General features: G+C 38.2%; 21 protein-coding genes. 14 read left to right on the top strand and 7 right to left on the bottom strand.

The genetic code is table 11. The features are described from left to right. The first annotated feature begins 14 nt into the window (after nt 1-14). Nucleotides 15-1,133 carry a PQQ-dependent sugar dehydrogenase gene (locus ABJH90_RS08920; RefSeq protein ID WP_348138483.1) on the top strand — a complete coding sequence of 373 codons (1,119 nt, stop codon included), beginning with the start codon at nt 15-17 and terminating at the stop codon, nt 1,131-1,133. A 52-nt stretch (nt 1,134-1,185) separates the two neighbouring features. Beyond that, nucleotides 1,186-1,587: a cytochrome c gene (locus ABJH90_RS08925; RefSeq protein ID WP_348138485.1), complete on the top strand. Its 402-nt coding sequence runs from the start codon at nt 1,186-1,188 to the stop codon at nt 1,585-1,587. Between the two features lie 2 nt (nt 1,588-1,589). On the opposite strand, the gene murQ is transcribed toward ABJH90_RS08925, so the two are convergent. Together murQ and ABJH90_RS08935 are read right to left on the bottom strand one after the other, a co-directional pair. After that, complete coding sequence (gene murQ, locus ABJH90_RS08930; RefSeq protein ID WP_348138487.1) at nt 1,590-2,405, bottom strand: N-acetylmuramic acid 6-phosphate etherase; 816 nt, start codon at nt 2,403-2,405, stop codon at nt 1,590-1,592. A 1-nt stretch (nt 2,406) separates the two neighbouring features. Further along, the gene (locus tag ABJH90_RS08935) at nt 2,407-3,156 is read right to left on the bottom strand and encodes a DeoR/GlpR family DNA-binding transcription regulator (protein WP_348138489.1); all 750 of its coding nucleotides are present in this window, start codon (nt 3,154-3,156) and stop codon (nt 2,407-2,409) included. Nucleotides 3,157-3,341: 185 nt separating this feature from the next. Here ABJH90_RS08935 and nagB point away from each other — a divergent pair, with 185 nt between their 5' ends. The 4 genes from nagB to ABJH90_RS08955 all read left to right on the top strand — a co-directional run bounded on the left by nagB (nt 3,342) and on the right by ABJH90_RS08955 (nt 9,728). Beyond that, a complete protein-coding gene (gene nagB, locus ABJH90_RS08940; protein ID WP_348138491.1) occupies nt 3,342-5,288 on the top strand; it encodes a glucosamine-6-phosphate deaminase in 1,947 nt (648 codons plus the stop codon). A gap of 67 nt (nt 5,289-5,355) precedes the next feature. Further along, nucleotides 5,356-6,894: a family 10 glycosylhydrolase gene (locus tag ABJH90_RS08945; protein WP_348138493.1), complete on the top strand. Its 1,539-nt coding sequence runs from the start codon at nt 5,356-5,358 to the stop codon at nt 6,892-6,894. Beyond that, the gene (locus ABJH90_RS08950; RefSeq protein ID WP_348138495.1) at nt 6,878-8,152 is read left to right on the top strand and encodes an MFS transporter; all 1,275 of its coding nucleotides are present in this window, start codon (nt 6,878-6,880) and stop codon (nt 8,150-8,152) included. The genes ABJH90_RS08945 and ABJH90_RS08950 overlap by 17 nt, the downstream gene beginning before the upstream one ends. Further along, nucleotides 8,121-9,728 carry a glycoside hydrolase family 3 protein gene (locus ABJH90_RS08955; RefSeq protein ID WP_348138497.1) on the top strand — a complete coding sequence of 536 codons (1,608 nt, stop codon included), beginning with the start codon at nt 8,121-8,123 and terminating at the stop codon, nt 9,726-9,728. The genes ABJH90_RS08950 and ABJH90_RS08955 overlap by 32 nt, the downstream gene beginning before the upstream one ends. Before the next feature lie 102 nt (nt 9,729-9,830). On the opposite strand, the gene ABJH90_RS08960 is transcribed toward ABJH90_RS08955, so the two are convergent. After that, nucleotides 9,831-10,634, bottom strand: coding sequence for a DUF1080 domain-containing protein (locus tag ABJH90_RS08960; protein ID WP_348138499.1), 804 nt, complete (start codon nt 10,632-10,634; stop codon nt 9,831-9,833). Between the two features lie 95 nt (nt 10,635-10,729). Continuing rightward, nucleotides 10,730-12,241, bottom strand: coding sequence for a Gfo/Idh/MocA family oxidoreductase (locus ABJH90_RS08965; RefSeq protein ID WP_348138501.1), 1,512 nt, complete (start codon nt 12,239-12,241; stop codon nt 10,730-10,732). Between the two features lie 376 nt (nt 12,242-12,617). Between ABJH90_RS08965 and ABJH90_RS08970 the strand changes: the two genes are divergently transcribed. Then, a complete protein-coding gene (locus ABJH90_RS08970) occupies nt 12,618-13,694 on the top strand; it encodes an anhydro-N-acetylmuramic acid kinase (RefSeq protein WP_348138503.1) in 1,077 nt (358 codons plus the stop codon). 27 nt (nt 13,695-13,721) lie between these two features. Here the strand turns inward: ABJH90_RS08970 and ABJH90_RS08975 are convergent, their stop codons facing one another. Genes ABJH90_RS08975 through ABJH90_RS08985 form a run of 3 tightly spaced genes read right to left on the bottom strand, consistent with a single transcriptional unit; the run spans nt 13,722 to nt 17,205 of the window. After that, a complete protein-coding gene (locus ABJH90_RS08975; RefSeq protein WP_348138505.1) occupies nt 13,722-15,263 on the bottom strand; it encodes an acyl-CoA carboxylase subunit beta in 1,542 nt (513 codons plus the stop codon). 3 nt (nt 15,264-15,266) lie between these two features. After that, nucleotides 15,267-16,709, bottom strand: a complete 1,443-nt coding sequence (gene accC / locus ABJH90_RS08980; protein WP_348138507.1) for an acetyl-CoA carboxylase biotin carboxylase subunit — start codon at nt 16,707-16,709, stop codon at nt 15,267-15,269. 10 nt (nt 16,710-16,719) lie between these two features. Next, a complete protein-coding gene (locus ABJH90_RS08985; RefSeq protein ID WP_348138509.1) occupies nt 16,720-17,205 on the bottom strand; it encodes an acetyl-CoA carboxylase biotin carboxyl carrier protein subunit in 486 nt (161 codons plus the stop codon). Between the two features lie 352 nt (nt 17,206-17,557). Here ABJH90_RS08985 and udk point away from each other — a divergent pair, with 352 nt between their 5' ends. The 7 genes from udk (at nt 17,558) to ABJH90_RS09020 (ending at nt 24,469) form a co-directional block, all read left to right on the top strand. Beyond that, a complete protein-coding gene (gene udk / locus ABJH90_RS08990; protein WP_348138511.1) occupies nt 17,558-18,166 on the top strand; it encodes a uridine kinase in 609 nt (202 codons plus the stop codon). Next, entirely contained in the window at nt 18,166-18,498 is a 333-nt protein-coding gene (locus tag ABJH90_RS08995) for a septum formation initiator family protein (RefSeq protein ID WP_348138513.1), read from the top strand. The genes udk and ABJH90_RS08995 overlap by 1 nt, the downstream gene beginning before the upstream one ends. After that, on the top strand, nt 18,491-19,873 hold the full coding sequence (locus tag ABJH90_RS09000; protein ID WP_348138515.1) for a methylmalonyl-CoA mutase subunit beta: 1,383 nt from the start codon (nt 18,491-18,493) through the stop codon (nt 19,871-19,873). The genes ABJH90_RS08995 and ABJH90_RS09000 overlap by 8 nt, the downstream gene beginning before the upstream one ends. Beyond that, nucleotides 19,866-22,016: a methylmalonyl-CoA mutase gene (gene scpA, locus ABJH90_RS09005; RefSeq protein WP_348138517.1), complete on the top strand. Its 2,151-nt coding sequence runs from the start codon at nt 19,866-19,868 to the stop codon at nt 22,014-22,016. The genes ABJH90_RS09000 and scpA overlap by 8 nt, the downstream gene beginning before the upstream one ends. Before the next feature lie 146 nt (nt 22,017-22,162). Beyond that, nucleotides 22,163-22,936 carry an AAA family ATPase gene (locus tag ABJH90_RS09010; RefSeq protein WP_348138519.1) on the top strand — a complete coding sequence of 258 codons (774 nt, stop codon included), beginning with the start codon at nt 22,163-22,165 and terminating at the stop codon, nt 22,934-22,936. Beyond that, nucleotides 22,936-23,838, top strand: a complete 903-nt coding sequence (locus ABJH90_RS09015; protein ID WP_348138521.1) for a ParB/RepB/Spo0J family partition protein — start codon at nt 22,936-22,938, stop codon at nt 23,836-23,838. Before ABJH90_RS09010 ends, ABJH90_RS09015 begins: the two co-directional genes overlap by 1 nt. Continuing rightward, nucleotides 23,831-24,469: a DUF5683 domain-containing protein gene (locus ABJH90_RS09020; RefSeq protein ID WP_348138523.1), complete on the top strand. Its 639-nt coding sequence runs from the start codon at nt 23,831-23,833 to the stop codon at nt 24,467-24,469. Before ABJH90_RS09015 ends, ABJH90_RS09020 begins: the two co-directional genes overlap by 8 nt. Nucleotides 24,470-24,471 lie beyond the last annotated feature (2 nt).

The following is a 24,471-nucleotide window of genomic DNA, read 5'->3' on the forward strand; positions in this document are numbered from 1 at the left end:
TTTAACGCTGAATTATGAAAAATAGTATGAAGACCCTGTATTTATTCGTTGTAATGACGAATCTATCCTGTGGGCAGAAGACAGATAATGAGGTAAATACACCCAGTGAGACCACCTTTACCGCTGAATTATTAGTAGATGAACTCGAAATACCATGGGGAATGGTTTTTTTGCCTGATGGCAGTATGTTAATTTCCGAAAAATCAGGTGAAATCATTCGCTTTAAGGATGGACAAAAAACAACAATAACAAATGGCCCTGAAGTATATAATAGAGGACAAGGCGGTTTATTGGATATGGAGCTGCATCCGGATTATGAAAATACAGGATGGATTTACTTTTCTTTTGCTTCTGAAGAAGGAGAAGAAAAAGGTGGGAATACTGCAATTATGCGCGCCAAATTAAATGGTAACTCATTTACAGACAAAGAGATACTATATAAAGCTTCACCTAATACTACAAAAGGTCAACACTTCGGATCCAGATTAGAATTTGATGATCAGGGTTACTTGTATTTTTCCATAGGGGAACGTGGGGAACGCGATGTAAATCCTCAGGATATCACACGAGATTGTGGTAAGATCTACCGAATTCATGATGATGGAAGAATCCCCGAAGATAATCCGTTTGTTAATGAATCAAATGCCAAAAGGGCCATTTATACTTATGGCAACAGAAACCCTCAAGGCATGGTTAAACATCCTGAAACAGGAGCCATATGGATCCATGAACACGGGCCACAAGGTGGAGACGAAATTAATATTGTACAAAAAGGTCTTAATTATGGCTGGCCGGTAATTACCTACGGCATAAATTATAGTGGTACCCCAATAACAGATATAACTGAAATGGAAGGTATGGAACAACCCATTCACTATTGGGTTCCTTCTATTGCACCCAGTGGAATGACATTTGTAACTTCAGATAAGTATCCCGCCTGGAAGGGCAATTTGCTAGTTGGGTCTCTTGTTTTTCAATACCTAGAACGTCTGGAATTAAATGGAAATGAAGTGACTTATCGCGAGAAGCTTATGGAGGATATTGGCAGGGTCAGGAATGTTCGCCAGGGCCCGGATGGCTTTATTTATGTTGCTGTTGAAGGAAAAGGTATTTACAAGTTGGTTCCTTTATAATATAAATCGATATAGCTACAGTTAACTTGCCATTTCCATAATTTGTTATCCAATGAAATTTATTATTTGCAGTTATCTCCTGATTGTTTCAGGTCTGACATATTTTCTGATTCAGGATAAAGAGTTGAAAGAAAGCATTCAAAGAGGTAAAGATATCTATAATGATTTCTGTATTACCTGTCATTTAGAATCCGGAGAAGGTGTAGAGAATACCTTTCCACCTCTGGCTAAATCAGATTATTTAATAAATAACAGGGAAGCAAGCATAAAAGGAGTAAAATACGGTCAGCGGGGCGAACTTATAGTTAATGGTGTTACCTACAACAATACCATGATGCCGCTAGGCCTGGAAAACGAAGAAATTGTCGATGTAATGAATTACGTGCTTAATTCCTGGGGAAATTCAGGTTCAAAAATGGTCACTATTGAAGAGGTAAATACCCTCTTAAAATAAATTCATTTTTTAAGTGCATCCAGTGCTTTTTTAACTGAACCGTATTGGTTAAGAACCTTTTGTGCTTCGTCATAACTCAAGTTTAAACCCTCCATGAGATAACGGGTGCCCCTATCCACCAATTTATTATTGCTGAGTTGCATATTTACCATCTTATTACCCTTTACCCGGCCTACCCTGATCATTAGTGCAGTACTAATCATGTTCAAAGCAAGCTTTTGGGAAGTACCACTTTTCATCCGTGTACTACCTGTAACAAATTCAGGTCCTACATTGATTTCTATAGGGATATCGGATATAGATGCCAAAGGTGATCCGGGATTGTTTGTAATTCCGGCTGTTAATACACCATGTTTTCGTGCATCTGAAATGCCCCCGAGCACATAAGGTGTTGTACCTGAAGCTGCTATACCTACAAGGACGTCTTTTTCGGAAATATCATAAGATTTAAGGTCTAACCAGGCCTGTTTAGTATCGTCTTCAGCAAATTCCACTGCTTTTCTTATGGCAGAATCTCCTCCGGCAATTAGGCCTATGACCCTGTCGTGAGGCATCCCATAAGTTGGTGGGATTTCTGAAGCATCTAAAATGCCCAAACGCCCGCTTGTTCCTGCTCCTATGTAGAACAAACGACCTTCTTGGTAAAATCGCTCTTCAAGGGCATCGACAAGTTTTGTAAGCTGAGGAATTACGGTTTGTACTGCTTCTGCTACTTTCTGGTCTTCATTGTTGATGTTCTCCAGAATAGATTGGGTATTCATAAGTTCCAAATCTGTATAATCTGAAGGGGTTTCCGTTATTTTAATATAATCCGACATATTATAGAAGGTGAATATCCTGGTTTCTGTAAAGGTTAAGAAGATTATTATCTGGTGCTAATTCGGTAATCATTGTGTTGATGGAGTTAATATCACAGGTTTTATATTGATGCTGTGAATTTAGCTTTTCAGATATACACAAAAGTACCGTTTTTTTAGATGCATTAATAACAGCCTTCTTCATCTGAACAATTTCCCAATCAAACTCGGTTAAGCCATGAATAGCATCAACATACCCAGTTCCTATAAAACTGTAATCAAATCTGATCTCAGATAATTGATGAACGGTATAAGCCCCGGTAGATATTTGTGCATCTCTGGAAATCTCTCCTCCTATAAAAATTACTTTGATATCCGGGTTGGAGAGCAATTGCCAGGCCACAGGGAGACTTAATGTAAAACAAGTAAGCTTAAGTTGTGGAGGAATTAAGCGAACAAGTTCCAGACATGTTGTACCCCCATCAATGAATATTACGCTTCCTTCACGAATAAGACCAACTGCCTTTTGAGCAATAGTAATTTTTTCCTCAAGCGCATAAATGTTAGCATTACTACTTGCCAAGCCAGTAAAGCCAAGAGATATTGCACCGCCGTGTACTTTACGTAATTTATTTACAGCATCCAGCTCTTTTACATCTCTCCTTGCAGTATCTATAGATACATTGAGTTTCTCTGCTATATCTGTTAACAATATGCGATTGTGAAGTTCTACTTCATTTAATATGGCCAGCTGACGCTCTTCCTTTAGCATAAATCGAATCCTATTAATTACTGTTTACAAAGATAGCAAAATATATCAATTTGCTGTTTTTTACTGTTTTTTTTATCTATACTATATTTTAAAGCATTTATTTGCAAATTAGATTGCAAAAAACTGCATTTTTTCAATTATTTATCTATCTTTGCATCAAAGAATCAAAAATATTAGTAGCTAAGATGTCACAAACACTCACAAAACCAAGCGCAATGAGTTTTCCAACTGACGAAGAGTCACGGAAATTTGAAAAAATTAACACCGTTATTCATGATAGTTCTGAACAGGCATCCTTTTTTGTTGCCAATGAGATTGCAGAACTAATAAGACAGCGACAAAAGCAGGGAAAAAATGTAGTACTGGGATTAGCGACAGGTTCCTCTCCTACCAAGATGTATGAATTTCTTGTGAAATTTCATAAAGAAGAGGGCCTGAGTTTTAAAAACGTGATCACATTCAATCTGGATGAATACTTCCCCATGGAATCCGATTCCATTCATAGCTATGTTCGCTTTATGAACGAACATTTGTTTGATCATATCGATATTAAAAAAAGTAATATCAATATCCCTGATGGCACATTAGATAAGGAAGATGTACGGGAATTCTGCGTTAACTACGAGAAAAAAATTCTGGATGCTGGTGGTATTGATATCCAAATTCTTGGGATTGGCCGAACAGGACACATAGGTTTTAATGAACCAGGTTCATCCCTGATTAGTAAAACAAGAATCGTCAGACTTGACAGAGTTACACGATTAGATGCGGCAAGCGATTTTTTCGGTTTGGAAAATGTTCCTATAAAAGCAATTACCATGGGTGTTGGCTCAATTATGGCCGCAAAGCGCATAATTTTGATGGCTTGGGGAGAAGGAAAAGCAAATGTTATTAGGCAAGCCGTTGAAGGACCAATAAGAGAATCTGTTCCGGCAACTTTTCTTCAACATCATGACGCATGCGATTTTATAGTTGACCATGCAGCGGCTTCTTCACTTACTAGGATAAGCACACCATGGCTGGTAAGCGAATGTGATTGGAATGAGAAGCTAATTAAGGGGGCAACTATCTGGCTTTCTGAAAAACTCGATAAAGCAATCCTAAAATTAACCAATGAAGACTATAATGAGTATGGAATGGGGAATTTAATTGCTGAAATAGGATCTGCAGAACATATTAACCTAATTGTTTTCAATCAATTACAGAGAACTATTACAGGCTGGCCCGGTGGTAAACCAAATGCCGATGATAGCCAAAGACCAGAAAGAAAAGATCCCTACCCTAAAACTTCACTAATTTTTAGCCCCCACCCGGATGATGATGTCATTTCCATGGGAGGCACACTTTTAAGGTTAGTGGATCAGGGTCATGAAGTTCATGTAGCCTACCAGACTTCCGGTAATATAGCCGTTTTTGATGATGAAGTAATCCGCTTTCTCGATTTCGCAACGGATGTGGAAAAAGTTAATGAGGCCCTGTCAGAGCAGGTTAAAGAAGTGAGGGCGTTTCTTAAAAACAAGAGGCCCGGCCAGGTAGACAGTCCGGAAATTCAGAAATTTAAAGGCCTGATTAGAAAAGGAGAAGCGCTTGCTGCATGCAGATACTGCGGTGTAGATGAAAAAAATGCCCACTTCCAAAACCTTCCTTTTTATGAAACGGGAACCGTTAAAAAGAAGCCTTATTCGGAAGAAGATATTCAAATAACTTATGATCTGCTCAACAAAGTAAAGCCCCACCAAATATTTGCAGCAGGAGATCTCTCTGATCCACATGGTACTCACCGTGTTTGTCTCCAAATTATTTACAGCGCTATAGACAGGTTGGTGCGAGAAGGAGCAGATTGGATTAATGACTGCTATGTTTGGCTTTATAGGGGTGCATGGCAGGAATGGGATATTTCAGACATGGAAATGACCGTACCTATCGGGCCAATGGAAATGGAACGAAAAAAGAGCGCAATTTTTAAGCATCAATCCCAGAAAGACAGTGCTATGTTTCCTGGAAACGATCAACGGGAATTTTGGCAAAGAGCAGAACAGCGGAATACAGAAACCGCTAAAAAATACAACGCTCTGGGGATGGCAGAATATGAGGCCATGGAGGGATTTGTACGTTATAAATTCAATTTATAATCTTAGGCTTAATCAACCCTGCTTCTGCTAATCAACCATAGCAGCGGCAGGGAATTAAACGCAATTGATGCTAAAAAAAGTTGGGGTCTTTATTTTGCTTTCACTGTCATCTTGCAGCCTGATTAAACATAATGGGGCAATACCAAAAACGGAATTTCGCGCAGTTTGGATTGCTACAGTGGTCAATATTGACTGGCCACAAAGAGGGGGTGACCCCTGGGAAAAGCAAAAAGAAGAATACCTGGATATCCTCAATTTTTACAAAGCACTAAATTTTAATGCCGTAGTCTTACAAATTCGTACTGCTGGTGACGCTTTTTACGAGTCAAATTTTTCGCCTTGGTCTCGTTTTTTAAGCGGAGAAGAAGGTATTGCCCCGGAAACAGATCAAAACCCTCTGAAGTGGATGATAAGAGAGGCCCATACTCTAGGTTTTGAATTTCATGCCTGGCTTAACCCATACAGAGCTACATTTGATCTGAATACTGATGTGCTTTCGGAATCTCACGATTACTTTAAGCATCCGGATTGGATGATTAAATATGGTAAAAAGTATTATTATAACCCGGGATTGCCTGAGGTGCAGAAACACATGGTTTCCATTATTGAAGAAGTGGTTAACCAATACGATATAGACGCCATTCATTTCGATGATTACTTCTATCCCTATACTATTAAGGATGAGATCTTTAATGATTCAATAACCTATACATCCTATGCTCAAACAAATCAATCTCTGGAAGATTGGCGTAGAAGTAATATTGATACACTTGTGAAGCAGGTCCATAAGGTCATTAAAGAACAAAAACCCTGGGTACAATTCGGCATAAGCCCGTTTGGGGTTTGGAAGAACATAGCTACTGACCCAAGAGGGTCAAATACAAAAGCCGGGCAAACTACTTATGAAGATCTCTTTGCCGATCCCCTATTATGGATGGAAAACGGGTGGATAGATTATTTGGTCCCACAGATATACTGGAGTTTAAAGTTACCGGTAGCCTCCCATCGCATACTCATTGACTGGTGGGCAGAAAATCACAAAAACTCGAATCTTTATATAGGCAATGGTGCTTATAAAGTAAGAAACAACAGTGACAAAGCCTGGGATAAGATGAAAGAATTACCAAAACAATTGCGGCTGGCGAGAAAAACCGAAGCTGTTCAGGGTAACGTTTTTTTTAGTGCCAGATCACTAATGAATGGGAACGAAGACGTCGTAAATTATATTAAAAATGAAATGTACTCCTATCCCTCTTTTACACCCGTTTCGCCATTAATTATTAATGAAGGGCAGCCTTTACCGGAGTTAGATAATATAATTGATAAAAACAATTATCTCAAATTTACATTCAACTTCGTCAATAATGAAAATATCCGGTTTGCCAATATTTATGAAGTAAAAAAATCGAAAAAACCCCCCATCTGCCAACCTAAAAATATTATCAGCCAAATATTCATGGATAACGGCCATTCCTTTAACCTCGGAAAAGGGCTAGTTGGCCAAAGAAAAAATATTGCGGTCACCTTTACCGATAAGTTCAGAAAAGAAAGTGAACCAATTGTCATACATTTAAACCAAATAAACCAACATGATACAAAAAAATAAACGTGCCTGGATTTGGATCCCAGTGCTCTATTTTACACAAGGCCTCCCTTTTGTTTTGGTTGTTACTGTATCCGTTATTATGTACAAAAAGCTGGGTATCAGCAATGCAGATATTGGTTTGTATACCAGTTGGTTATATCTTCCTTGGGTAATAAAACCTTTATGGAGCCCCTATGTAGATATTATTAGTACAAAGAGAAATTGGTTTTTATTTATGCAACTTCTTGTCGCTATCGCCTTGCTCGGAGTAGGACTGTTTTTGCCCACCAATATTTTTTTTGTCACCACTTTAGCGTGCTTCTGGATGGCAGCCTTTGCCTCTGCCACTAATGACGTTGCCTCCGACGGTTACTATATGATAGGCTTAACACAGGATAGGCAATCTTTTTTTGTTGGTATTCGGAGTACCTTCTACAAGCTGGCAAATGTTACAGGACAAGGGCTTTTGGTTATTCTCGCAGGATTTTTGGAAAATTATTATGGAGATAATACGAAGGCATGGTCTGTTACCATGATAGCTGCTGCACTTTTGATGTTTGGATTAACCCTTACCAATTTTTTTGTAACCCCCAAATTTGAATCTTCTGATGCTATTGAGAAGCAGAAACCTGCAGGCTTTTTTGAAGTGTTTTCGACATTTTTCAATAAAAAAGGTATGGGTATAGCATTGGCTTTTGTTCTCTTTTTCCGCTTTGGAGAATCACAATTGGTGAAAATGTCTGCTCCATTTTTCCTCGATTCCACGGCTAAAGGCGGTTTGGGATATAGCACCTCTGAAGTTGGTTACATATATGGAACTATTGGCGTTATTATGCTTACCATTGGGGGAATTCTGGGTGGGATATTGATTTCAAAAGATGGCTTAAAAAAATGGATGTTGCCTATGGTGCTTTCCATAAATATTCCCAATGCATTTTATGCTTTCCTGGCGATAACAAATACTACAAATAAGTTCGCCGTTATATCCACAGTAGTTTTGGAACAGTTTGGTTATGGTTTTGGGATCGCTGGTTTTATGGTCTATCTGATTTATATCGCTGAAGGAGCCTCTAAAACCTCCCATTATGCCCTTGCAACAGGGTTTATGGCCCTTGGTATGATGCTGCCCGGTCTGGTTAGTGGCTATATTCAGGAATGGCTGGGATATGATGGGTTCTTTATATGGGTAGTGATTGGTGCGCTTCCGGCATTATTGATTTTAAAATACTTAAAATATCCTGCAGATTATGGGAAAAAAGGGGCAGGTTCAAACGAATGATAATATGGACTATCCAACAGCTAAAACAATACTTACCCAAAAGGAAAAAGTTGGACAGCTTTTTATGCCTGCCGCTTTTATCAACGACACTGAAGAAGAAATATTAAGGTTACAAGATTTAATAGCAAACTGCCATATTGGAGGGCTTTGTTTTTTTCATTCCAGGGCCAGTGCCGCTACAAATTATGAAGGAAAGAAAAAGGTGGTTTATAATAAGGACAGTTATCAAGTATTGAAATCTCTTATTAAACGTTACCAGCAAGTTGCCAAATATCCATTATTAATTAGTATCGATGCTGAATGGGGTTTGGCGATGCGGGTAGAAAACACTCCACAATACCCATATGCTATAACTCTGGGTGCCATAAAAGATCATGACGAAATTATTACAGAAGTTGGCAGGAATATCGCCTCTGATTGCAAACAAGCAGGAATACATTGGAATTTTACTCCTGTAGCTGACATTAATAGCAATCCCGAAAATCCGGTAATAGGCTATAGATCATTTGGTAGTGATAAGCACAACGTGGCCCGAAAATCTCTTGCTTTTGCTAAAGGACTACAAAGTAAAGGTATACTTACCAGTGCAAAGCACTTTCCAGGTCATGGGGATACCGCTACAGATTCTCATCTAGGTCTTCCTGTGATCAACAAATCAAAAGAGGAACTCCTTGAGAATGAGTTGTACCCGTTCAATCAATTAATTCAAAACGGGATAGAATCTATAATGGTAGGACATCTTGCTGTACCTGCCCTTGCTGATGGCTCAATGGAACCTTCTTCCATTTCAAAGAAAATAATTAAAGGGGTTTTACGAGAAGAATTAGGATTTGAGGGATTAGTGATATCCGATGCATTGAATATGCATGCTGTTTCCAAAATGTTCTCTAATAAGGGTGATTTAGAATGGGCGGCCTTTGATGCCGGCAATGATATTCTATGCTTTGCTGAGCACATATCTGAAGGTATTGAAATAATACAAATTAATGCAACGAACACTCAGATTGAAGAGGCATTTAAACGTGTTTGGGAGTTAAAGGAGAAAGCCATTAATTCAGAAGTTGAAATCCCAAATGAGTTGAGTAACCCAGATATTTTGAACGAGGAAATTGCAAAAAACTGCATAACGATTTGTGATGGAAACAAAAGTGATATCATTGCAATGAGGGAAGAAGGTTTCTTGAGCATATCGAACATTCAAAATACTGATAATCTATTTATCACATTGCTTAAAGATCATTTGAACTTTAAAAGTATTTCACTTACTGAAGAATCTAATAAAAGTGATATTGCCAGGGAGGAAAATATACTGCTTTCGTTATTCCCGCCACAAGTGAAACCAACTGATAATTTTGGTTTTACCAAGACTGAAATTCAGCTTATCAACGAATTAATCGGTTCTAAAAATGTCGTGCTATATCTTTTTGGGAATCCTTATGCATTAAGGTTTTTTGATTACAAAAATGCCAGTGCGGTTGTTTTAGTTTATCAAGAATTTAGAGTGTTCCAAAAAGTAGCGGCAGAACATTTTCTTGGTAGGCTCATTGCGAACGGCAAATTACCTGTAGTTTTATAGGATCTCAATGTACACTTCAAAATTAGAGCTGTTAAATCCAAATAAAAAGCCCCATACATTTAACAATATATGGGGCAACAATTTTATAAAAGGCCTAACTCCTTATTGTTCCTTTATCTTAATATTTCTGAACCAAACATCATCGCCATGATCCTGAAGTCCAATATAACCTTTAGCAGGAACATCAGCCCATTCCGGATTTAAAGCCGGGAACTTGCTGTCTGCGACCATTTCATTCCATTCTGGTGTCCAAAGGTGGTATTCCACAACATTCTCACCGTTTTGGTTATGAACTACTGTGCCTTTATATACAGTAAGTTCAATTTTGTTCCATTCTCCTGCCGGTTTCGCATTTTGTGGTTTTGCGGGTATCAAATCATACAATGAACCGGACATACGATTACCATCTTTACCTAATTTGGCATCAGGGTGTCTCTCATTATCCAATACTTGCATTTCAGGAGAGGTTTTCCAGATATAATCCAACTTTTCTTCCCCTAGGTAAAAGATGCCAGAATTTCCACCTTCAGAAATTTTCCACTCTAAGCTCAAGGTAAAATTCTGAAATTGTTTATCGAAGATTATATCCCCTCCGTCTTTTGAACCTGCTTCTCCTCTACCTGAGCCAAGCATATGCAAGGTTCCGTCAACAATTTCCCAGGCTGCAGGAAAATGTTCTTTTTTGTAGCCTCTCCAACCTTCGGAAGTTTTTCCATCAAAAAGCAATACCCAGCCTTCAGCTATCTCTGCTGAGGTAAGTTCATTCATAGGAGCTTCTTGTATTTCTGTCGCCATTTCAGTTGCTGTATCGGTGTCTTCTTTTTGATCTGCTTTTTTGTCTTTACAACTTGATAATACGGGAAGCATTATCAAACTGATTATAACTACTATACTTATTTTTCTCATCTGTTTGTTCTTTTTTGATTTTTATGGGTAGAATCGGCCTAATTAGCCAGTTCTGCTCATTTTTTTTGTTAAAAATTCATGCTCTAATCAATGACCTATGCAGGCATATCAGGTAATGACCAACCATCTCTATATGTGTGCTTGATCAATTCTTGGGAATATGCTAATGCATTCATTGGCTCGGTCCAATCTTTGTCAAAGGTTGGGTGTCCGTCATGAATCTTAAATCCATCCTTTATTACTGTCCTAATTTCCTCATTAGCACCAATATTTGTGAATTCCATTTTCTCACCATCCCATTCTAATACTTTATTCAAGGCCTGTAAGCGAACAGCAAGTACGCCCATAACAACCATTTCATTAAATGGTCCGGCTTCGGCAAAATCTGAAGTACAAGGCTTTCTGTTTTCTGCACTTTCTTTACATGCCCTTACCCAATCCATTTCATGAGCTCCCTTATTCCATGCAAGTCCCATTTCATCCTCAACTCTTCGTTCTGTTTTGGGAACATTAATCTTCTTGCCAGATAACAATTCTGGTTCAACACCATAACAACCTACATGAAGAATATCTTTTGTTCCATAGAAGTAGGTTCCTCCTCCACTCTTGTTCGGGTCTTTACCTGAAGGCCAATTTTCAGGTAATTCTGGTTTAATACCACCATCATACCAATGAACATCAACCTCTGGCAATTTCATGCTACCATGTTTTCCTCTAGATGGGAATGTTAGTTTGGCAGCTTGTGAAACTGGCGCAGAATCATTCAGTAATAATGACGAGCTTGCCTGTACTTTAGTTGGGTAACCCAATTTTAGACCTTCAAAAACAGGATGAAGTATATGGCAAGCCATATCTCCTAATGCCCCTGTACCATAATCCCACCAGCCTCTCCAATTCCAGGGATGATAAATCTCATTGAAAGGTTTCATTTTAGCCGGCCCTGTAAATAGTTCCCAATTCAACGTATCAGGCACCCAATCCCCTCTTTCCGGGGTATTCAATCCTTGAGGCCAAATTGGCCGATCAGTAAATGATTCAACCCTGGTAACATCGCCTATTGCTCCACTCCAAAGTATTTCGCAGGTTTCAGCAACTCCTGCTCCAGAAGCTCCCTGGTTACCCATTTGCGTAGCAACATTGTGCTTCTTCGCTAATTTCGTCAATAACCTGGATTCATAAACCGAGTGCGTCAATGGTTTTTGAAGATAAACATGTTTACCCATGGTCATGGCTTGGGCGGCAACAATGGCATGTGTATGATCAGCTGTAGCAATGACAACTCCATCTATTTCATCACCCATTTCATCATACATCCTACGAAAATCCCAATACTTTTTAGCCTTTGGATATCTATCAAATGCTCCTTTGGCATACTTCCAATCAACATCACAAAGACCTACAATATTTTGCGATTCTAAATTCTTTAAATTGGCAAGCCCCATGCCCCCAACACCTATACCGGCAATATTCAATTTATCACTGGGAGCTATATGCCCCAGTCCACTGACGGCATAAGACGGCACAATAGTAAACGCTGCCGAAGCGGCCAAAGTTCTGCCCACAAAATCTCGGCGGGTTAAATTGTTCTCTTTTTTAGTCTTACTCATACTGTCATATTTTAAAAATCGGTTAATAAAATAGTTATTTAATTTATCCAGTTGTCAAAAACCGTTCATAACAGTTACATACGATTCCCAACCAAAGTTTTGGAATTTAAACGTTTAAGTTAGGTCAATTTAACGACTTGAAATAACAATTAATAAAATTACACATTTTTGTTAAAAATTAATAGTATAAATTTATCAAAAATCAAAAGTATAAAACCTTAAGAATTTATCTCATCGATGAGACCTACTGAGATTTAGACAATATAAAAAAGGTATTTCGTCAAAAAAAAAGAATCACATTTTTTTTACATTGAAAATGAATCTTTTTAACTTTCATCATTATTAATCTTGAACCACAAGAAACCCCGTTTTGGCAATGAAAACATATAAAGTAATAGGATTAATGTCGGGCACCTCTTTAGATGGGCTTGATCTAGCTTATTGCCATATTTCTAAAACATTGGACCGATGGGAGTATACTATAGAACAAGCCAAAAGTGTGTTTTACACTTCGGAGATGAAAGAAAAATTGAAGAAATCGATTTTTTTTTCTGCCGATGAGCTTTTAATTTTTAACAACACCTATGGCCAATGGCTTGGAGAGCAAGTAAAAATATTCATTAAAGAAAATGATTTGCATGCTGATTTTATTGCCAGCCATGGCCATACAACCCACCACCAGCCACAACAGGGATTAACATTTCAGATTGGATCCGGACAACATCTTGCAAACGTCAGCAGGCATAAAACGGTTTGCGATTTTAGATCTAATGACGTTGCCCTGGGTGGAGAAGGGGCTCCTCTGGTACCTATAGGAGATGTACTTTTTTTTGGTAAGTATGATTTTTGTCTGAACCTGGGTGGAATCGCAAATGTATCCTTTGAATATGAGGGTAAGCGCATAGCCTATGATATTGGATTAGCAAACATGATATTAAACCATATCACGCACAAAATTGGTCTAAATTATGATGATAATGGTGTGTTGGCCAGGAAGGGTAGCATTAACAATGATATGCTGGAAGGATTAAACCAACTTTCATATTACAGCTTACCTTTTCCAAAATCAACAGGTTATGAATGGTTTGTAGATAAGGTTGTGCCCGTCATTGATGCTACGAAGGATACCACAGAAAACTTATTATGTACCGCAGTTCATCATATCTGTGAGCAGGTTGCATTGCAAATTAAAACGAATGTAACAAAAGATCAAAGTACTCTTTTTGTTACCGGGGGAGGTGCTCTTAACCAATTTATGATGGAGTTACTTCAGTCAAAACTCGCACCAACAATAAGTCTTGTTATCCCATCAAAGAAATTAATAGAATACAAGGAGGCATTGATCTTTGCATTAATGGGGATATTGCGCATTGAACAGGAAATTAATGTGCTGAAAACAGTTACAGGAGCCTCTAAAGACTCATCAAGCGGAGTCGTATATTTACCAACTTAATTTATAAATAAACGCCCTATTTAAATCCTATAACGGAATATTTCCATGTTTTCGTTTTGGAGCAGACACTTCCTTATTCTCAAGCATACTAAAAGCCTTGATTAGTTTTCTTCGGGTATTTTTGGGTAAGATCACTTCATCAATAAAACCTCTTCTGGCTGCCCTGAATGGATTGGCAAATTTTGCCGCATATTCCATTTCTTTTTCGGCCAGCTTTTTAGCAGGATCTTTTGCACTCATAATTTCTTTCCTGAAAATGATCTCACTTGCTCCTTTGGCTCCCATCACAGCAATCTCTGCGGAAGGCCAGGCAAAGTTAAAGTCAGCACCAATATGCTTTGAATTCATTACATCATATGCCCCCCCATAGGCTTTCCTGGTAATAACCGTTATCCTTGGAACAGTTGCTTCACTAAAGGCAAACAACAATTTGGCTCCATGAACAATTATACCGTTCCATTCCTGATCTGTGCCCGGCAAAAATCCCGGTACATCTTCCAAAACCAATAAAGGAATATTGAAACTATCACAAAATCTCACAAATCTGGCCGCTTTAACTGAAGTTTGTGTCCCCAATACCCCAGCGAGAAACATTGGTTGGTTGGCAATTATTCCAATACTTCTGCCTGCCAGTCTTGCAAATCCTACAATGATATTTTCGGCATAATCTTCATGAATCTCATAAAAGGAATCCTCGTCAATAATACCATTAATCACGTCATGCATATCATAAGGCTTATTGGTATTATCAGGAATAATATCTGTGAGTTGGTCCCTAACTTCATCTCCTATTTCATATGGTAAAGACTTTGGTTTTTCCCTGTTGCTTTGAGGTAAATAACTCAATAATTTTTTAACATCTTCCAAACAAATCACGTCATTAACAGAGGTTTTATGCGCAACCCCGGATTTGGTTGAGTGCGTACTTGCACCACCCAGTTCCTCTGAAGTAACTTCTTCATTAGTAACGGTTTTAACAACGTTTGGTCCCGTAACGAACATATAACTGGTTTGTTCCACCATTATGGTGAAATCTGTCATAGCTGGCGAATAAACCGCGCCTCCTGCACAAGGCCCCATTATGGCTGAGATCTGTGGTATAACCCCGGAAGCCTGAACGTTTCTATAAAAAATATCGGCATATCCTCCTAAAGATTTCACTCCTTCCTGTATTCGTGCACCTCCCGAATCGTTTAACCCAATAACAGGAGCTCCAACTTTCATTGCAAGATCCATTACTTTACAAATTTTCTCTGCATGGGTTTCAGATAAAGCGCCACCAAATACAGTAAAATCCTGGGCGTAAACATAAACTAACCGGCCATTGATTGTTCCATATCCGGTTACCACTCCATCACCAAAGTAAATTTCTTTATCCATCCCAAAGTCTGTCGTACGGTGGGTTACCAAAATACCCATCTCTTCAAATGAGCCCTCGTCTAACAAATAATTCACCCTTTCACGAGCAGTTAATTTTTGCTTCTGGTGCTGTTTATCTATTCGTTTTTGTCCCCCACCCATGTGCGCAAGGGATATTCTTTCTTTTAATTTTTCTAATTTAGGGTCCATATGTTAGTTTATTGGTATTCTTAAGATTTTCTGATCTTCCAAATATTGTTTAACTGCTAATACCGCAGCAATTCTGGCCTCTTCATCTGCTTTTTTATTTAGTACTTCCGGAGAATAATAGTTTTTAACAAAATGAGTGTCAAAATTCCCCGATCGGAATGCCTCATGTTCAAAAACGAATTTACCAAAAGGCAGCGTAGTCTGAACTCCTTCAATATGATAATCCTCTATGGCCTCTAGCATAATTTGAATGGCTTCATCTCTATTCTTGCCATAAGAGATTAACTTCGACAACATGGGATCATAATAAATTGGAACATCCATTCCTTCTTCAAAACCATTATCCACACGGACTCCTTTTCCTGTGGGTAGCCTATAGGTTTCCAATCTGCCTACACTGGGCAGGAAATCATTAAGCGGGTCTTCAGCATAAACCCTTAGCTCCATAGCGTGGCCATTTATATGTAGATCCTCCTGTTTAATGGTCATTGCTTCCCCTCGTGCTATTTTAATCTGAAGCTCTACAAGATCAACACCGGAGATCAATTCTGTAACAGGGTGCTCTACCTGAAGCCGAGTATTCATTTCCAGGAAATAAAATTTATGATCAGCATCCATCAGGAATTCTACTGTCCCTGCTCCCAGATAATCACAAGCTTTTGCAACCTTGGTTGCAGCAATACCCATTTCTTCTCTTAATTCTGGTGTAAGTATAGAAGAAGGCGCCTCTTCAACTACTTTTTGGTGCCTTCTTTGAATACTGCATTCACGTTCAAAAAAATGAAGGATATTTCCATGGCTGTCGGCCATGACCTGAATCTCGATATGTCTTGGTGAGGTCACATATTTTTCAATAAACACAGAGCCATCACCAAATGCTGATGTGGCTTCGCTTATTGCTCTCTTCATCTGCGATTCTAATTCCTTTTCTTCTTCAACCACCCTCATCCCTTTCCCACCTCCCCCGGCAGAAGCTTTTATTAAAATAGGGAACCCAATTTCTTTGGAAATTACCTTTGCTTTCTTTACATCAGTAATAGCCTCATCGATCCCGGGAACCATGGGAATATTATAATTCTTGACAGCATCCTTGGCGGCCAGTTTACTACCCATTACGCGGATAGCTTTTGATTTTGGACCTATAAATATGATGTTATTTTTTTCTACTTCTTCTGCGAAATCAGCATTTTCACTTAGAAACCCATATCCGGGGTGAATCCCGTCTACATTTAGTTTTTTGGCCACTTCAATAATCTTTGATCCCAACAAATAGGACTGGTTGGAAGGAGCTTCTCCTATGCAGACCGCCTCATCTGCAAACTTTACATGAGGCGCGTTCCTGTCTGCTTTAGAATAGACAGCCACAGTTTTAATCCCCATCTTTTGGGCAGTTTGCATTACCCGGATGGCGATTTCCCCTCTGTTTGCAATTAATATTTTTTTCATAGTAGAATAGTTATTCAAATTCAATCAATAATTGGTTTTTATCAACGGCATCACTTTTCTTTACCGAAATACTTTTAATAATCCCATCCCTCGGTGAAGTAATTACATTTTCCATTTTCATTGCCTCAAGTATTAATAAAGGATCATTTTCATTAACCGCCTGTCCAATTCGAACATGTATCTCTAATATAAGACCCGGCATTGGAGCCGACACAGAATCAATATCTTTAGTTGAAGAAAGTTCAAAACCCATATCATTTATCAAAAGGTCCAGACCATCTGAAATAACAACTTCATAAGAACTATTGTTAATTTTAATCGTATACTTCTTACGATAAAAATCTTTTTCGGTAACCTCGGCTGCAAAGGATTTATTTTCCTCTAAAATGTGATACGAATTGGATGAAGTTTGTAAGGCATCAATTTTCGAGATGTCATCGCTGGCAATCTTAAACTCTTGATTACCATCTACGACAACCTTAAACGAATTATTCATAGATGTTTTAATTATATCTAGTTAAAATTATCTTCTTAGAAAAGACTATTAAGTTATATAAATTTTATGATTTCCATTAAAAATAAATGGCAATTAATTTGTGGGGTTTTTATAAAAAATGAGAAATACTATAGCTCATTACTTTTTTCCTCGGACTAATGCCTGAATAATCTCAATTGAGATCAAAATATCATTTCATTTTCACAAAATTATTCCTAAATTATTAGGCTAAATATGAATATTATCATGTTTTATAAGTATTTGTTCCTGTAATTATGCAGTTATAAAAGGAAGGCGATTGTCTGGATAAATATCATCCCAAATCTGTATTTTTGGTACAAATTGAACCAATATGTTAATAATCGGAATTGCGGGAGGAACAGGATGTGGTAAAACCACGGTTGTTAATCAAATTATTAATGAACTTCCTAATGAAGAAGTTGGATTAATATCTCAGGATTCATATTACAATGACCTGTCGCACCTAAGTTATGACGAGCGTTCAAAAATTAATTTTGACCATCCAAGGGCAATTGACTTTGAGCTTTTGGCACAACACCTTGACAAGTTAAGGCAGGGAGAGCCCATTGATCAGCCTGTATATTCCTTCCCAAAACACAATAGAACAGAAGATACGATAAAAACGCACCCAAGAAAAGTAATGATAATTGAGGGGATTTTGATTATGACTAACCCACTTATCAGGGATATGTTCGATATCAAGATTTACGTTCACGCTGATTCTGATGAACGACTCATTAGGAGACTCAAACGAGATATAAATGAAAGAGGAAGAGATTTATCGGAAGTTATAAGTAGATATCAGACCACTTTGAAACCTATGCACGATCAGTTCATAGAACCCACAAAGGAATACGCAGATATAATTATTCCTAATAATAAATACAATACGGTAGCCGTAGATATTGTACGCACTATCATTAACGAAAAATTAAGCTAATGGGTTTGAAAACTATCCGAAATAATAAGTGGTTTGGAATATTAACAAATATTTATGTGCTGGTATTAACAGTCTTCGTCATATGGATGGCTTTTTTCGATACAAACTCTTTGCTTATACACATGGAGTTGAGGAAAGAAATCAAAAAATTAGAAAAGACCCAGGAATTCCTGAAAGAAGAAATAGCTAAGGATAAAGAAATTATTGAACAACTCTCAGACCCCAAAGAATTAGAAAAATTTGCTCGGGAAAACTATTATCTTAAAAAAAAGAATGAGGAAATTTATTTGATTGAGTACGAGGATAGTACAAAACAGAAAGAAAATGAATAAAGAACAACTGTTTACTGATTTCCCGGATGTTTCTCCGCAAGCCTGGAAGCAAAAAATACAGGCAGATCTAAAAGGTGCAGATTACAATGATACCCTGATATGGGAATCACCGGAAGGTATTAAAGTGAAACCTTTTTACCATGCCGATGATCTAAATGAAAGTCTTATAAGTTCGTCTTCTACCGAATCTGAATGGTTAATTGGACAGCATATTTTGGTTACAGATTCCGCAGAGGCAAATCAAAAGGCTTTATTGGCTATCAAAAGCGGAACCGAGAGTTTGATTTTCACCCTGGTCAATCCTGATTTGAAACCAAAGGTGATCTTGCAGGGTATTGATATTAATTCAATCCCTGTACACTTTGAATTTCAATTTCTATCTGTGGCATACATCAAGGATCTTCTATCCTATACTGGTAGCGCTAATGGAAATATTTATTTTCACATTGATATTTTGGGTAATTTTTGCAGAACTGGAAATTGGTTTACAGATTTTGAATCAGATCATGCTGCCCTGGAAGAAATTTTAAATGAGGCTGCAAACACACCAACTGTAAGCATTGACGTTTCACTCTATCAAAATGCAGGAGCCAACCGGACACAGCAACTGGCCTACGCTCTTGGACACCTAAGTGAATATCTTAATTTTTTGGATAAGAAAAAACTATTGCGCTCTGATCTGAAGGTTTGCTTTAAGACTGCGGTAGACGGAAATTACTTTTTTGAGATTGCTAAATTAAGAGCCTTACGCCTGCTCTGGAAAGCCCTTGCAGTTGAATTCGGAATTAAAACAGATTGTCATATTTTGGCTTGCCCCTCAAACCGAAACAAGACAATATATGACTACAATGTAAACCTACTGAGAACAACTACAGAGTGTATGTCTGCAATTCTCGGTGGAGCAGATACAGTTTATAATTTATCATATGATGCTATATATCATGAAAACAATGAGTTTGCAGAGAGAATATCCAGAAATCAATTGCTGATTTTAAAAGGTGAGAGTTATTTGGACAAAATTGCGAATCCGTCAGATGGCTCATATTATATAGAGGTGCTTACGCAACAATTGGCAGAAAGAGCATTGGATATCTTTAAACAAATTGAGCAAGGTGATGGTTTTTTAAAACAATTAAAAGCTCATAATATTCAGAGGAAAATCAAGGAAAGTGCCCTTAAACAACAAAATCGTTATGATGCCGGAGAGGAGGTATTATTAGGTAGTAATAAATACCCTAATGAAATGGACAAAATGAAGCAGGAATTGCAAAAAAATCCTTTTAGCAAAAAAAATCCCAGGAAAACCATTATTGAACCAATAGCGGAAATTAGATTGTCAGAATCTTCAGAAAAAATAAGATTGGACCATGAGTAGAAAAGAGCTGCAACACCTAAATTTAACTCCTTTTGATTCCACCAGGCAAAAAGAATCAAATAAACCCGACTTTATAACTGCCGAAGATATTCCGGTAAAATCCTTTTTATCAAAAAAAGACATAGAACATTTAGAGCATCTTAATTTTGCAGCTGGCCTTGCCCCAAATTTACGAGGTCCATATTCAACGATGTACGTGCGAAGACCATGGACAATAAGACAGTATGCCGGTTTCTCCACTGCACATGAAAGCAATGCCTTTTACAGGCGTAATCTTGCAGCAGGTCAAAAAGGTCTTTCCGTTGCCTTTGACTTACCCACCCACAGAGGTTATGACAGCGACCACGAAAGAGTGGTTGGAGATGTTGGTAAAGCCGGGGTGGCTATTGATTCTATTGAGGATATGAAAATTTTGTTCGACGGTATTCCCTTAGATAAAATGTCTGTATCAATGACCATGAATGGTGCGGTATTGCCCATTATGGCATTTTATATAGTTGCCGCAGAGGAACAAGGGGTGTCTCCTGAGCAACTCGCAGGGACTATTCAAAATGATATACTAAAAGAATTCATGGTTAGAAACACCTACATCTACCCACCTACTGCTTCTATGCAGATAATTGCAGATATTTTTGAATTCACCAGTAAAAATATGCCCAGATTTAACAGCATAAGTATTTCCGGCTATCATATGCAGGAAGCTGGTGCTACCGCCGACATTGAATTAGCCTATACTCTGGCAGATGGATTAGAATATATTAGAACTGGTTTAAAGGCAGGTCTGGATATCGATCATTTTGCCCCCAGGCTTTCTTTTTTCTGGGCTATTGGAATGAATCATTTTATGGAAATTGCCAAAATGAGGGCGGGGAGAATGCTTTGGGCTAAACTCGTGAAACAGTTTAATCCTAAAAATCCAAAATCTTTGGCGCTCAGAACACATTGTCAGACCAGTGGTTGGAGTCTTACAGAACAAGATCCCTTCAACAATGTTGCAAGAACGACCATAGAAGCTTTGGCTGCGGCTTTGGGAGGTACTCAAAGTCTGCACACCAATGCATTAGATGAGGCCATTGCTTTACCAACTGATTTTTCGGCACGTATAGCAAGAAACACACAAATCTATCTTCAGGAAGAAACAAAAATCACCAAAACAGTCGACCCCTGGGCTGGTAGTTATTACGTAGAATATTTGACAAATGAATTGGCCAAAAAAGCCTGGAATCTTATTCAGGAGGTGGAGGAGCATGGAGGAATGACCAAAGCAATTGAAGCTGGTATCCCTAAAATGCGAATTGAACAAGCTGCCGCCAAAAAACAGGCTCGTATAGACAGCGGAGAAGATATTATTGTTGGAGTAAACAAATATCAGTTAGAAAAAGAAGATGAATTGCAGATTCTGGAGGTAGATAATGCGGAGGTACGAAGACAACAAATAGAACGATTAGAAACTTTAAAACAGGAAAGAGACAACATAGAGGTAAAGCGTATTCTAAAAAAATTAACACAAGCTGCTAAAGATAAAACAGCTGCAAAAACAGTTCAAGGTGAAAACAATTTGTTAGCTTTAGCGATAGAAGCCGCCAGGGCTAAGGCTACTCTTGGAGAGATTAGTGATGCTCTGGAAGTTGCTTTTGGAAGATATAAAGCAAAAATTCAATCGTTTACAGGAGTGTACGCAAAAGAAATCAAGGACGACCAGAGTTTTAAAAAAGCCAGGGAATTGGCGGATAAATTTGCAGGGCAGGAAGGTCGAAGACCTCGGATTATGATTGCAAAAATGGGTCAGGATGGGCATGATCGTGGTGCGAAAGTTGTTGCTACCGGGTATGCAGATCTCGGGTTTGATGTTGATATAGGACCCTTATTCCAAACACCTGCTGAGGCCGCAAAACAGGCGGTTGAAAATGATGTTCATATTCTTGGTGTATCTTCTCTGGCTGCAGGGCACAAAACCTTGGTGCCACAGGTTTTGGAAGAGTTGAAAAAATATGGTAGAGAAGATATCATGGTAATTGTGGGAGGTGTAATTCCCAAACAGGATTATAACTATTTATTTGATGCCGGAGCTGCAGCTGTATTTGGACCGGGCACCAAAATTAGTGATGCAGCTATCCAGATACTTGATATTTTAATAGATTAACTGGTTAGGATACCTAACCCAATTGCCTAATAGCTTTACTTTAACCAACTTTAACGCTTTTGTCAGAGTTATTCACTTTCTGTTAACAAAATACTTTTTTGGGCATTGTAAATAATCGTATTTTTAACCCCTAACTTACTTCAATTATGGGCAAGATTATTGCTATAGCAAACCAAAAAGGTGGGGTTGGGAAAACCACCACTACAGTAAATCTGGCTGCCTCGCTGGGTGTACTTGAAAAAAAAGTATTATTAATTGATGCCGACCCCCAGGCCAATGCAACTTCCGGATTAGGTATTAATGTAGATGAGATTCAAATTGGTACATACCAGTTAATGGAGCATACAAAGACAGCTGGAGAAACAATTATTCGGACTTCATCACCAAATGTAGATTTGATTCCCGCACACATAGACCTTGTTGCCATTGAAATAGAATTGGTCGACAAGGATGAAAGGGAATATATGATGAAGAAAGCCATTGGAGATTTAAGGGCGTTATACGACTATATTCTTATTGATTGCGCTCCCTCCTTAGGCCTGCTTACCCTAAATGCCTTAACAGCTGCAGACTCTGTAATTATTCCCATACAATGTGAATATTTTGCTCTGGAAGGACTTGGAAAATTATTAAACACAATAAAAAGTGTACAAAGGATTCACAATCCTGAATTGGATATTGAAGGTATGTTACTAACCATGTACGATTCCAGATTGCGGCTTTCTAATCAGGTTGTGGAAGAGGTTAAGAAACATTTCTCTGATATGGTTTTTGATACTATAATTCAGCGCAATGTTCGTCTGGGCGAGGCCCCCAGTTATGGCGAAAGCATCATAAAATATGATGCCAGCAGTAAAGGTGCAACGAACTACCTGAATATGGCCAACGAACTATTGAAAAAAAATAGAGAGAAGGTATAATGGCGAAAGCAACCAGGAAACAGGCTTTGGGAAGAGGACTTTCTGCTCTTCTTAAAGATCCTGAAAATGATATTAATTCGGTATCGGATAGAAACGCGGATAAAGTTGTTGGTAATATAGTAGAACTAGATATTGACACAATTGAGGTAAATCCTTTTCAGCCCCGTTCTCATTTTAATGATGACACCCTTCAGGAACTGGCTTCCTCTATAAAGGAATTAGGAGTTATTCAGCCCATTACCGTAAGAAAGTCTGACTTTAATAAATTTCAGTTAGTTTCAGGAGAGAGAAGGTATAGGGCTTCTAAATTAATTGGACTTAGAACAATCCCGGCATATATTAGAATTGCCAATGACCAGGAGTCTCTTGAAATGGCACTTGTTGAAAATATTCAGCGCCAGGATCTGGATCCAATTGAAATTGCCCTTTCCTATAATCGCTTAATCAATGAAATTGGTTTGACCCAGGAAAAGTTAAGTGACAGGGTGGGTAAAAAAAGATCTACCATTGCTAATTATCTTCGCTTATTACGCCTGGACCCCATTATCCAAACCGGAATGCGAGATGGCTTTATTTCTATGGGACATGGCAGGACTCTGGTAAATATTGACCAAAAAGAAGATCAAATTAGCCTTTATGAAAAAATTGTAAAAAACAGTTTGTCTGTTAGAGAAACGGAGCATCTTGTGAAGCAATATCATGAAGGGCCTATTCAAAAGAAATCTTCAAGCAAGTCGTCAGTAACAACAGAAGTATTTAATAATGGGGCGAAACATCTTAAACACTATCTTTCTGCCGATATTAAAGTTAATTCTACTTTTGACGGTAAGGGTAAGATAAGCATTCCCTTCAGTTCAGAGGAAGATTTTCAGCGATTGAAAAAACTAATTACAGGTGAGTAAAAACCTTGTTTTCTGGTGTTTATTATTGTTTCCTGTACTTTTTTCTTTGGCCCAGGAAGGTCAAAAAGAAAGTCCTAAGGATTCTGTCCCGCAAAATTCAAAAAAACAGAAAATTACTGTTGAAGGTAAAGTGGAAAAAAAGCGGATTAATCCCTTAGCTCCAAGTAAGGCCGCATTTTATTCAGCTGTTCTACCCGGCTTAGGTCAGGCCTATAACAAGCGTTATTGGAAAATTCCTATTGTTATTGGTGCCATAGGCGTCGGAATCTATGCCTATAAGTATAATGATGATCTTTATGATCGTTACCGAACGGCATTTAAAAGAAGAAAAGCTGGTTTTACGGATGATGAATTCTATGATGTAAACGGATCCGGAATAGTTCCCGGCAGCCCGGACTTATCAGACAGTGCCTTGCAGGATGCGCAGGAACGTTATCAAAGAGATCGCGATCTGGCATTATTTATTACGCTGGCATTATATGCTTTGAATATTATTGATGCCAATGTGGATGCACATTTAAAACAATTTAATGTAGATGACGATCTTGGTTTGGATATTAAACCGTATCTCGAATATAACCCAATATTTGGAGACCCTAACTATGGAGTGGCTTTAACCATTAAATTCTAAAA

The sequence above is a fragment of the Eudoraea sp. genome (assembly GCF_039969275.1).
GTDB lineage: Bacteria > Bacteroidota > Bacteroidia > Flavobacteriales > Flavobacteriaceae > Eudoraea.